The following is a 12,524-nucleotide window of genomic DNA, read 5'->3' on the forward strand; positions in this document are numbered from 1 at the left end:
ATGCCACATTACTTCTTCTGCTCGTCGTCTGCGCCAGCCTTCGGCTCCTTCTTGGCAAGCATTACCACCTGGAACACAAAGTCGGTAATCCACTTCTGCGAGAAGCCCAAACGCTGATCGTACTGACGTATAGCCACAACTGCCTTCATCACGGCAGCATCGCTATAATCGTTCTTTGTGAAGATGTCAGCCACGGTTTTCTCGGTCATTTTGTAGATGGCGTTCTTAAAGAACGAGGGCAGGCGGAGCTTGAACTTCATAAGGTTGCCCATGAGCATCATGATGTCCTGCGTGAAGTTCTGGAACTGAATGAGATACACCTGCACATCCTGCAGCTTGCGGCAGTTCTTGCGGATACTTGCATCCACTTCCTTAAAGAAGTTGTCGTCAACGCCGTATATGTCGCGCAGCATCTTGCGACATGCGCTCTTCTCACCAACACCGAGTTTGTTATTCACTGTCGGAACGTGGAGCGTCGACTTGAACACACGCAGGTCGGGGAGCATTGCAAGGTTGGCAATACCTACGTTTGCAGCTATTGAGGCCTGGAAGTAAACACGCACAAGCTGCATGTAGTTTTCCATACCATTCGCTTTATCGTTATCAGCTTTCTTTCCGAATAGTTTTGAAAAAAATCCCATAAAATATTTAATTTGTTTATTACATCAAATCAGCACACGCGTCAGTTTTACATCCACGATGCCAACTTAAACTATATTATGCAAAATTACAAATAAATTACATAACCGCCAAGTAATGCCGACTTTTTTCTTATTTTACGAATTAAGGTTTCAAAAATCAGCAGATAAAAGCATATTTTCTGACTTATTATTATTAACTTTGTGCACTTTATATTTATATCAATAGAATATTGTTGAACAATTAAAGCATTTAACAAATATGAAAGGTATCGTTTTAGCCGGCGGTTCGGGCACACGCCTCTACCCCATCACCAAAGGTATTAGTAAGCAGCTCATACCTATCTTCGACAAACCGATGATATACTATCCTATCTCAGTGCTCATGCTCGCTGATATAAAGGAGATCCTGATCATATCCACCCCCACCGACCTGCCAGCCTTCAAGCGTTTGCTTGGCGACGGTAGCGACTTCGGTGTACACTTCGAATATGCAGAGCAGCCCTACCCGGGCGGTTTGGCGCAGGCGTTCATCATCGGCGAGGAGTTTATCGGCGACGACAGCGCGTGTCTCGTGTTAGGCGACAACATATTCTACGGTGCGGGCTTCACTAAACTGCTGCGCGAAAGCGTGCAGAACGTCGAACGCGACGGCAAGTCGACAGTATTCGGCTACTACGTGAACGACCCGGAGCGCTACGGTGTGGCTGAGTTTGACGCAGAGGGCAACTGCCTCAGCATCGAGGAGAAGCCAGAACATCCGAAGAGCAACTACGCCGTGGTGGGACTCTACTTCTACCCGAACAGCGTGGTAGAGATAGCCAAGAACATCAAGCCAAGCGCACGTGGCGAACTTGAGATAACCACCGTCAACCAGGAATACCTGAAACGCGGCGAGCTGAAAGTGCAGACACTGCAGCGCGGATTTGCATGGCTCGACACCGGTACACACGACTCGCTGTCGGAAGCAAGCACCTTCATCGAGGTGATTGAGAAACGCCAGGGACAGAAGGTGGCTTGTCTCGAAGAGATAGCATTCAAGAAGGGATGGATAACCAAGGAAAAGCTCGTAGAAGTGGCACAACCGATGGTGAAAAACGAATACGGCAAATACCTGCTGCGACTCGCTGAAGGCAAGTAACACCTAACACTAAGCGAAGCTCAAACAAATAAGCAAACGTAACAAACACGCTTTAGATACACAACGCAAAGAAAAGAAAATGGAAGAGAACATCAACCAAGGAACAAACAACGTACAACAAGAACTCGAGGAGAGCTCTTCATTCAACTTTAGAACCATCTTCACAGCACTGGTTCTGAATTGGCAATGGTTCGTACTCTCGATTATCATCTGTCTGAGCGCAGCTGCCATAAAGTTGCGCTACGCCACACCAATATACCAATCGTACGCAAAACTGCTCATCAAAGAAGATGAAGACAACGGACGACGTGGTAGCAGAAGCTATATTGCCAATTCGACAACACTCGGCATAATGAGCAACTCTACTGGCATCGATAACGAGATGGAGATACTGAAATCGTCGACACTCGCCTGCGAAGCCGTAACCGAGTTGAAACTCTACACCGTGTACACAATGGAAGGACGCATCAAAGACCACCTTCTGTACAAGAACCAACCCATCAACGTAGACCTTGACACTGCCCACATCGCAACATTGCAGATGCCTATCCAACTCACCATTGGCAAGGAGGGCGACAAGCTGCGTGTTGTGGGTTCGTACACCTATGTACCAGAGAACCCGGACAAACCATCGAAGTGGTACTCCATCGACCGCATATTCGAGAGTCTGCCGGCAACTATCAACACAAGTGTTGGCGCAATAACACTCTCCAGCAACTCCGGTATCCAGCTGCCTGCCAACCGTAAGGAGTTCGTGACCATCTATCCGCCGAAGATGGTTGCAGGCAAGTATAGCGGTTCGCTCGATGTCAGCCAGTTGTCGAAGAACACATCTATCGCAGGTCTCACCCTTACCGACGAGATACCACAACGTGCCAACGACTACCTCAGACAGCTTGTCTTCAGCTACAACAAACAGGCTAATGAGGACAAGAACGAGATAGCCATGCGTACAGAGCTGTTTATCAACTCGCGTCTGGAGAAGATAAACACCGAGCTGGGCGCAACAGAGGGCAATCTGGAGGCAACAAAGCGCCAGTATAAGATTGTAAGCCCGGAGGCGACTGGAGCCTTAGGCTACACGAACACCGACTCGTACACACAGAAGCTTGCCGATATGGACATGCAGATAGAGCTGCTCCGCAGCCTGCAGGAGTACATCAACGACCCAAGCAACAAGTATCAGACACTGCCGTCGAACGTGGGTCTGAGCGACGCAGCCGCCTCTACGCTCATCAACGACTATAACAAGATTGTGATGGAGCGCAACCGCTTGCTGCGCAGTGCCAACGAGAACAGCCCTACAATCACTCCGCTCACCGCACAGCTCGACGACCTCTCAGCAAGTATTCGCCGCGCAATGGCTCAGGTGCAGCGCAACGCAAAGATACAGCGCAACTCCATACTGCAAGAGTACAACCGCTATTCGAGCATGATCTACTCGACGCCCGAGCAGGAGCGCGTACTCACACAGATTGGACGTCAGCAGGAAGTGAAGTCGGGTCTGTACCTCATGCTTCTGCAGAAGCGCGAGGAGAACTCTATCTCGCTCGCCGCAACAGCCGACAAGGGTAAGCTCATCGACAACCCCGTATCTTTAGGAAAGATTAGTCCGAAGACATACATGGTTCTGCTCATTGCCTTAGTATTAGGCATTGCTATACCTGGCTGTATTCTGTTCCTCATCAACTTCTTCCGCTACAAGATAGAAGGACACGACGACGTGGCACGCCTCACCGAGCTGCCTATCATCGGCGACGTAGCCGTTGCCAGCGAGTCGGTAAAGACAAAGGCTGACATCGTGGTGCATGAGAACAAGAACAACGTCATGGAAGAGGTGTTCCGTTCGATACGCTCGAACATTCAGTTTATGCTGAAGGAAGACCAGAAGGTAATCATGTTCACCTCTACCACATCGGGCGAAGGAAAGACGTTCACGGCGGCGAACCTCGCAGTAAGCTTTGCGCTGCTGGGCAAGAAGGTGCTGGTCATGGGTCTTGACATCCGCAAGCCACGACTCACCACACTCTTCGAACTGAACAAGGAGAAGATAGGCATAACGAACCTGCTCGTGCACGAAAATCCGACACGCGAGGAGATACTGGAGAACATCACCAATTCGGGAGTCAACAAGTACCTGGACATCATGCCTGCAGGTCCTATCCCGCCAAACCCTGCAGAACTTGTGTCGCGAGAATCGCTCGACAAGGTGTTCGCAATACTGCGTAAGGAGTACGACTACATTATCGTGGACACGGCACCTGTGGGTCTCGTCACCGACACGGTGGTGATTGCACGCATAGCCGACCTTACGGTATATATGTGTCGTGCCGACTACACTCCGAAGTCGAGCTTCGAGCTGATCAACTCGCTGAGCAGTCAGAAGAAGTTGCCACAGATTTGCATCGTCATCAACGGCATCGATATGTCGAAGAAGAAGTATGGCTACTACTACGGCTACGGCAAGTATGGCAAGTACGGACGCTACGGCAGATACAGCGGTTACGGAAGCAAGTATGGTGGCTATGGCAGCAAGTATGGAGGCTATGGAAGTTACGGAAGTTATGGCAGCACATATACCTCTTATGGTGCTTACGGCAACTACAGCGATAGCAACTACGGCAACAAGAACGATGACTCTATAAAGCGTAAGTAAACAATGGTTATAGCAGTTGACTTCGACGGCACTATCGTGGAGCACAAATACCCTGCCATCGGCAGGGAGCTGCCCTTCGCCACGGAGACGTTGCGTATGCTGATACGCGACCGCCACAAGCTGATACTGTGGAGCGTGCGCGAGGGTGCGTTGCTGGACGAGGCAGTGGAATGGTGCAGGGAGCGGGGCGTGGAGTTCTACGCCGTGAACCGCGACTACCCGGAGGAGCGGAGGGAACACGAGACGTTCTCGCGCAAGCTGAAAGCCGACCTCTTCATCGACGACCGCAACATAGGGGGTCTGCCCGACTGGGGTACTATCTATCAGATGGTGAGAGAACGCAGCACGTGGGAGGAGGTGTTGGCTCAGCGCAACAGCAGCTTTGAACGGACGGAGGCCCCGAAACGCAAGAAGAAGTGGGGCTTCTTTTAGGTTGGGTGCACTCTGAACGAAGAACATTGAGGTTTGTCTATATAAGGACTTACAAACAAAAAGAAAGACCATGCCGGAATACCGACATGGTCTTTTTCGTTAAAACATCTGTTAGATTATATCATTACTACTACATTGTCTTTCTACTCCAGCACCAACACATGGCTTGTGCCGTCCTGCGGTGTGAAGACGTTCAGACCGATCTTCATCAGATAGTCTCCGCTGTACTGCTTGCCGTTGCACTCCAAGTCTGACTGCTTGCCTGGCATGAGGTTTGTCTCCTTCACGGTGTACATCTTTGCGGCATCAAGACCCTGCAGCTTCACGTTCTGCTGCGGCTCCTTATAGCGCGGATGCAGGTCGTAGGCGAAGAGCACCGCACGCTGCTTGTCCTTGCTCACGTAGTTGATAGCGCAGTGGCTGCCTTCGTACGGCGAAACAAGACGATACTGGTCGCCTTCGAGAATCATCGGCTTCATGCTGTTATAGTTCTTTACAGCCTGCTGCACAAACTTGTAGTCGTCGGCAGAGAGCGACTTGAGGTCGATGTCGAATCCCAACTTGCATGAGCTGCATACGTCGGTGCGGAACTTTACGGATGTGTTCTTGTTCCAGTTGGTGACGTGCGAGCCCATTGTCTTTGTGGGGAAGAACTTCGAGAGACTCCACTGGATGTAGATGCGCTCGTACGGGTCGGTGTCGTCAGAACACCAGAACTCTGTGAAGTATTTGAGCATCTCGTAATCCATACGTCCGCCACCGCCAGAGCAGAGCATCATCGGCAGATTAGGATACTTGTTGTGGATACGTGTGAGAACATTGTAAATGCCACGAACGTGGTCGATGTAGAAGTTGCCCTGATTCTGCTTGTGGTATGGCGAGTAGATATTGGTTATCACGCTGTTGCAGTCCCACTTGAAGTAAGCCACTTCCGGATTCTCGGTCATGATGCGGTCGACGATGCCGAACACATAATCCTGCACTTTAGGATTAGAGATGTCGAGCACGAGCTGGTTGCGATAGTAATATGTGTCGCGCTGCGGCTGTAAGATGACCCAATCAGGATGCTTCTCAAACAGTTCGCTCTTCGGGTTCACCATCTCCGGTTCAATCCATATACCGAACTTCACACCTGCTTTCTTTGCATCTCTAACGAGGCCCGGTATGCCCTCCGGCAACTTGCTCTTTGTAGCCTCCCAGTCGCCCAGTCCGGCGTGGTCGTCCTTGCGCGGATACTTATTGGCGAACCATCCGTCGTCGAGCAGGAACATATCCACACCAAGGTCCTTGGCATCCTTCATCAGTTCGGCAAGACTCTGCTGGTTGAAGTCGAAGCCTGTATTCTCCCAGTTGTTCAGGAGCGTGAGACGGTCGTCCATGCCCATGTTCACCTGATACTGACGAGCCCAGTCGTGCAAGTTGCGCGAAGCCTCGCCCATACCGTTGTCGCTCATCGCGAAGATGAACTCAGGAGTGGTGAACACTTCGCCTGCCTTCAGTTTATAGTCGGAAGCGTAAGGATTGATGGCAGGAATGACGCGCAGCGCGCCGACGTTGTCCACCTCAAAGGTGAAACGGAAGTTACCTGGCCATCCTATCGTTCCGAGCATCACCTTGCCCTCGTTCTCCTTAGCAGGCTCGTCAAAGCCCAACTCGAAGAAAGGCTCAGCATGCATAGCGGCGCGTGTGCCGAGCTTTGTGTCTATAATCTTTTTGCCCGTGCTCAACTGGGTTGTCTCGGGCTGACCTTCCTTAGCCCAGTCGCTGTGATAGTTAGTGAGATAATACTTTGAAGATTTGAAGTAGAGCATCGTTGAGCTATAGCGCCAGAGTGTGATGGCAGACTTCTCCTTGTGAGAGATCTCGCTCCATGCCTTTATCACATTCTCCTTCGGATAAGCCACATAGTGGAGTTTCACTGTCAGCGGATACACCTTGTCCTGAAGTGTGATGACAGTCTCAGTGCCGCCCTTCACAGCCTTCTGCTCCGACGACTTATAATAGAGATATGTAGTCATGTTGCCGTCGGCATGTGTAATGGCTACAGCCGGTTCGAAGTAGTCTTCAGCACCCGAAGTGGCATACACCTCATGACCGCGCTGGCACACAGCACCGTCAGAAGCTGCATAAACATCCCACTTAAGGTTCTCATAGTCGGCAGGATTCTGCAACTTGTCGCCGATATAGACCTGATAGAGTCGGCCTTTTGGCGACACTTTCATCACGAGGTCGGTCTTTTCGGTAGACACACGGATGATTTCTTGAGCGAATGTGATGGCAGAAGTCATGCACATTGCTGCGATTAGCATAATAGTTTTCTTCATTTTCGTATGGTTTTTTTATTAGAATTTAATGCTTGCGTTGAACTCTACGGTGAACGGGCGGAGATAGTTGCCGCTCATGTACTTGCCGGCATACTTGCCTGCCTCATCCTTTGTGATAAGCTCCGAACCGCTGATTGTGCCCTTGGCACCCTTCTCGTTGAAGATATTAATGACGCTGACACCGAGACTCAGATTCTTGTTCACATTCCAGTTGACACCACCGAATGTCTCCCAGTGCCGTTGAAGTAGAGTGCCTCCTGAAGGTTGGCGTATGTCTTGCCGAAGTAGCGGAAGCTGAGCCAAGCACTGAGGTTCTTCGTGATGTCGTATCTCGGATCAAGCTCAATGAGCACCTGCGGAATCTCTTTCACAATCTTGTTGTTGGCATTAACGCTCATAGTCTGACCGTCGCTGAACGTAACACTTGCATTGTAGTTCTTGTACACCGGCTTCTGATAGGTGAAGAGAGCGTGCATGTGGAAGTTCTTGAACGGGTTGATTTCGGCAGACGTTGTCCAACCCAATGTCTGGATGTTGTAGATGAGCAACACGGTCTTGCCCTCAGAGGTACCAGGCTTGGTGAGGTTCTGCTGGTCGATATTGTTCGACTTTGAGATGTATGTTACCATCGACGAGAGGTCGAGCCATGAGTTCTTGTAGAAGATACCACCGCGAACCAACGGAATGGTCACGCGCTTGTACTGCTCCTCCGTAGGACCGGTGCCGGCATATTCGCTGATGCGCGGGAAGCGTGTGGCGATGGTGGCGTCGGCAGTAAGACCGAACTTGTTTGTTACGTTGTATGTCATCTGCAATGTAGCAGCATAGTTGAGTTTGTTCTTCGTAACATTGGCTGGTGCGATGCTGTGCTCTGTGGCAACGATAGATCCGTCTGCGGCTGTAGAATACGTATTGAAGTTGCCGAGATGGAAGCCACGGAAGCGTGATGCAGAAATCTGGTCTGCCGACATGCGATAGTATTCGAGACGTCCGCCGTAGAACAGCTTGAACTTAGGAGTGATGCGCCATTCGTCGGTGAAATAGAGAGCGAGCTTGTTCTCCGAACCCTTTGTATATTCAGGACTCAACTCGTTGTAGCCGAAGGTTTCAGAGCGGTGTGCAGTCTGTGTCGGGTCGAGCGGATTGACGTACATCTGGCTCAGCGTACGAGGATAAGCCTCAACAGTGCCCGCCCACTGGAACGAAGACGAATAGTAGTTGAGGTGGTAGTACCACTCGTTCAAACCAATCATCAGCTTGTGGTTGTTCAGTTGCTTGCTCACCTCTGTGGTAAGGAGGGCGTTGCTCACCTTGCCGATGTGCAGCCAAGTGCGTCTGCCTTCGATAAGTCCGCTATAAGCCGAACCGTCAGAAAGCTGGTAGCCATCAGACTCAGCAACCTCAGAGATGGTGCTGCCGCCGTAGTCTACAAAGTTGGCGCGCGGAGCGTTCATATACTTTGCGTTCAACTTCCACAACCAGCCGTTGTCAAACTGATACTTGCTCACCAAAGCCACCTCATTGGCACGGTTGTCGTTGCCGTCTGTCATGTTCCAAGTGTCCATCTTGCCAGTCTTGGTGTTCAGGTATCTGAACGAACCCTGACGCTGCACGTATGAATCCATACCCGGGTCGAAACCTGCAAGTTTCTTTATGCTGCCGTCGCCGGCGTAGATGAACGGAGCGGCATTGGCGAAGTTGCCGGGGGTCTTGCTATTCGAATACTTATATAATAAAGAAATGTGACCTTTGCCGCCGTTCAGTATGCGCGTAAGGCCCAAATGGTAGATCTGCGTGCGGTCGGCATAGTCGGTGAAGCGCAGCTTGAAGCTTCCCGGGTCGAAGTTCTGATACATTCCGGCGGTGTAGAGCCAGTTGTTTCCGATTCCGCCAGAGAGGTTGAGGTCGAAGTTCTGCATACCGAAGTGGTTCGCCTTGTAATTGAGCTTGCCACTGAACTTCTTCTCGCCCAACTCGCTGAACGCCGAGACAGCATAAGCGATGTTGCCGGTCTTGATGGCACTCTCCGACGGAGTCATAAGGTCGGTGCCTTTCAGCGAAGCGTCGCTGCGCCAGTGGGCAGAGAGCTTATGCACGGACGACGAGTAAACGGCAGGCAGTCCGTTCTCGTATACTGTTACGTCTTCGCTCGGCAAGCCAATCTGAATCTCGCGCGGTTTGTTAGCGTCAGAAGCGTTGAGCATCACGTTGCGCTCTTCCTTCTTCTGCGAATCCGAATCGTTTGTTGAATTGTTGTCTGTATGCGTCTGTGCATACATGCCCGTAGAGGCAGAAGCCAAGAGGGCGAATGAGAATGTTTTAAGTTTTAGGTTCATATCCGTTGTGTGTATGTTTACGATTGCAAAGTTACAAGATATATCGGCTGATTGTATGTGTGCGTAAAATGAAAGTAGACATAAATTAAGGCATATAAACTTATAACTTATTATATATCAGAACGTTTAAAGATTTAGGCTTTTTTATCAAAGTAAATGGTTTTATCTTAATAATATTAGCTAAATTTGCAGCATTAAAACTAAAAACCCACTATTATGCGCATCTTTTTATACCTATTATTCATTTTTTTGCCACTGCAGACTACAGCCCAAACCAAGTTGGCTACAGCCAGTATCTCTGGCGAGCAAGACCTGCTGGGGCTTCTCGACAGTTATATCGACAAGCGCGAAATGTACTCGGAGCAGAAGGAAAAGAAGATTGACCAACTGAAACTAAAGTTGCGAACGGTGGAAGACATCCCGCAGCGACTCGCACTCCTGAACAGTATCTATCGAGAATACTATACATACCATTACGATTCGGCAATGGTATATGTGAACCGCGGCCTCGCTCTATCAGAGAGCGAGAACAACGCCTACTACACGACGCTCAACAAGATAAACCGTGCGGCGGTGTTGTCTACGGGTGGTTTCTACAGTCAGTCGGAGGAACTGCTTGATGATATAAAGAAGAGAGGTGTGCCTAAGCAGCTAAAACAATACTATTACTATACGCGCACGTGGCTGTACAACTATTGGGAAGCGTTCAGCAAGAAGTCGGAGTTCATGGACTATTACCATAAGAAGAAGTTCGAGAATCTGAAGCTCACGGTGGAAGCCACAAGCAGCAAGGATGTGGCTCTGCATGCCTATCTTAGCGGCGAAATTGCTTTCCTCACCAACCCCATGAGCAAGGCTCTGCTGCAATTCTACACAAAGGCTCTGCTGAACAGCCGGGTAGACAGCCGTGTGCATGCCTCGGCAGCATACTGCATAGCACGCTATTATCGCGAGTTGGGCGACATACAGCGATATGAAAAGTACATTATTGAAGCGGCTATCTCGGATATAACATGCCCTTTGAAGGAGAATCTTGCGCTGCAGGAGTTCTCGACATATCTGTATGAGAAGGACCCGAAGTATGCCGACCGTGCGGCACGCTACATCTACTGCTCTATGGAGGACGCCCGATTCTACAACAACCGACTGCGTATGCTCGAGATTTCGAGCATACTGCCTATCATTGCCACAGCCAATCAGGAGGCGTTGGCGCATAAGGAGCGCATCGTGAGAGGCGTGCTTGCGGTGGTTAGTTTTCTGTCGCTGATGTTGCTGGCAATGGCTATTTTCGGCTACAAGCAGAATAAATGGCTGGCGAGTAGCCGTAGAGAGGTGAAGACGCAGAACGGGCAGTTGAAGGAACTGAACGAACGCCTCATAGCGACGAACCATCGCCGCGAGACCTACATGCGTCTGTTCATGGACATCAGTGCGGTGTACATACGCAAACTGATGGAGTACCGTAAACTGGTGAGCAGGAAAATAAAGGCCAACCAAACGGCTGACCTTCTAAAAACTATCAATAGTTATAGGCTCGCGGAGGAGGAGGCGACAACGTTCTACACACGTTTCGACCGCGCCTTCACGGAGCTGTACCCCAGTTTCGTTGACGAACTGAACAGTCTGCTGCTTCCGGAAGGAAGGATTGCGCAGCCGTCTCCTAACACCCTGACGACGGAGGCGCGCATCTATGCGCTGATGCGCTTGGGTGTGAGGGAGAGCCAGGAGATAGCCACGCTGCTGTTCTACTCGACGCAGACGATATATAACTACAGGTCGGCGATGCGCACTCGGGCTGTTAACCGCGAGACGTTCGACGAGGATATAAACAGGCTGTGTCGTGTGGGGTGAGAAATCCTCTCCGGAACGGGAGGGGATTACTTCAGCAGGAAGTGCTCGGGGTGCTGGAAGCCGTTGAGGTAGTCGCGGGCAGCCATGCGTTTCTTGCCGGCGGGCTGCAGCTCCAGAATTTCGAGCCACTCGTCGGCGGTGGCGACGAAGAGGCGACGGTTTTCGGCTTTGAGTGTTCCGACTTCTACACCGACGGACGACTCGCCGGTCTTTGCTGTCTTATAGATCTTAAGCACTTGGGCGGGAGCCTGAGCATCGCGCGGGGTGAGCAGGCACCATGCGCCGGGCGCGGGCGAGAGTCCGCGAACGAAGTCGTAGATGCGCTTGGCTGTGAGCGAGAAGTCGATGGCGCAGGTTTCCTTGAATATCTTGGGGGCGGCGTGGTGGGCGTCGCTGTCCTGCTGCGGTTGCGAGGGGGCGTTGCCGTCGGTGGAGAGGACGAGGTCGACGGTGTCGGTGCAGAGCTGGGCGCCGAGCTGCATGAGTCCGTCGTAGACGTACTCTACGTCGGCATCGTCGGGGATGGGGAACTGGCGCTGGGCGATGATGCGACCGGTGTCGATGTCGTGGTCGAGGAAGAAGGTGGTGACTCCGGTGAGGGTCTCGCCGTTGATGACTGCCCAGTTGATTGGGGCTGCGCCACGATAGTCGGGGAGCAGGGCTGCATGGACGTTGAATGTGCCGAAGCGTGGCATTGCCCACACTACTTCGGGGAGCATGCGGAACGCGACAACGACCTGGAGGTCGGCATTGTAGCTGCGCAGCTGCTCGAGGAAGTGCTCGTCCTTCATCTTCAGGGGCTGCAGCACGGGCAGACCGTGGGCAAGGGCGTACTCCTTGACGGGTGAGGGGCGCAGCACTGATCCGTGGCGACCGACGGGTTTGTCGGGCTGCGTTACGACTGCCACTACGTTATAACCGTTCTCAACAAGTCGCTGGAGCGAGCCAACGGCAAACTCGGGTGTTCCCATGAACACTATGCGGAGGTTTTTCTTTTCCATTGTTTTTGGTTTTGTTTATTTTAAGCCGAACTAAGCCGGTATAGGGCGGCGGTTAAGCCGAACTAAGCCTTCTTGGGCCTTTTTAAGTCCTCCGCGACGGGGAGGGTTGGGAGGGGTGCGTGGTATGGGCAAGATGCCCATACCT

At 51.4% G+C, this 12,524-nt stretch carries 7 protein-coding genes and 1 pseudogene; 4 read left to right on the forward strand and 4 right to left on the reverse strand.

Translation table 11 applies throughout. The features are described 5' to 3' along the window. Nucleotides 1-8 precede the first annotated feature (8 nt). The gene (locus tag HMPREF0673_RS09905) at nucleotides 9-641 is read right to left on the reverse strand and encodes a hypothetical protein (protein ID WP_007901683.1); all 633 of its coding nucleotides are present in this window, start codon (nucleotides 639-641) and stop codon (nucleotides 9-11) included. A gap of 259 nt (nucleotides 642-900) precedes the next feature. Between HMPREF0673_RS09905 and rfbA the strand changes: the two genes are divergently transcribed. The 3 genes from rfbA to HMPREF0673_RS09920 all read left to right on the forward strand — a co-directional run bounded on the left by rfbA (nucleotide 901) and on the right by HMPREF0673_RS09920 (nucleotide 4,867). Then, on the forward strand, nucleotides 901-1,779 hold the full coding sequence (gene rfbA / locus HMPREF0673_RS09910; RefSeq protein ID WP_007901685.1) for a glucose-1-phosphate thymidylyltransferase RfbA: 879 nt from the start codon (nucleotides 901-903) through the stop codon (nucleotides 1,777-1,779). 79 nt (nucleotides 1,780-1,858) lie between these two features. Beyond that, nucleotides 1,859-4,435 (forward strand): GumC family protein, encoded by a 2,577-nt coding sequence (locus HMPREF0673_RS09915; RefSeq protein ID WP_007901686.1) that lies wholly within the window; start codon nucleotides 1,859-1,861, stop codon nucleotides 4,433-4,435. 3 nt (nucleotides 4,436-4,438) lie between these two features. Beyond that, entirely contained in the window at nucleotides 4,439-4,867 is a 429-nt protein-coding gene (locus HMPREF0673_RS09920; RefSeq protein ID WP_007901687.1) for a BT0820 family HAD-type phosphatase, read from the forward strand. Nucleotides 4,868-5,010: 143 nt separating this feature from the next. Here the strand turns inward: HMPREF0673_RS09920 and HMPREF0673_RS09925 are convergent, their stop codons facing one another. Continuing rightward, nucleotides 5,011-7,191 (reverse strand): alpha-galactosidase, encoded by a 2,181-nt coding sequence (locus HMPREF0673_RS09925; protein ID WP_007901688.1) that lies wholly within the window; start codon nucleotides 7,189-7,191, stop codon nucleotides 5,011-5,013. Between the two features lie 18 nt (nucleotides 7,192-7,209). Then, nucleotides 7,210-9,470, reverse strand: a pseudogene (locus HMPREF0673_RS09930) (TonB-dependent receptor). A 273-nt stretch (nucleotides 9,471-9,743) separates the two neighbouring features. On the opposite strand from HMPREF0673_RS09930, the gene HMPREF0673_RS09935 reads away from it, so the two are divergent. Further along, nucleotides 9,744-11,378 (forward strand): DUF6377 domain-containing protein, encoded by a 1,635-nt coding sequence (locus HMPREF0673_RS09935; protein WP_007901694.1) that lies wholly within the window; start codon nucleotides 9,744-9,746, stop codon nucleotides 11,376-11,378. Nucleotides 11,379-11,404: 26 nt separating this feature from the next. Here the strand turns inward: HMPREF0673_RS09935 and fmt are convergent, their stop codons facing one another. Further along, nucleotides 11,405-12,379: a methionyl-tRNA formyltransferase gene (fmt, locus tag HMPREF0673_RS09940; RefSeq protein WP_007901695.1), complete on the reverse strand. Its 975-nt coding sequence runs from the start codon at nucleotides 12,377-12,379 to the stop codon at nucleotides 11,405-11,407. Nucleotides 12,380-12,524 lie beyond the last annotated feature (145 nt).

It is taken from the genome of Leyella stercorea DSM 18206 (assembly GCF_000235885.1).
Lineage (GTDB): Bacteria > Bacteroidota > Bacteroidia > Bacteroidales > Bacteroidaceae > Prevotella > Prevotella stercorea.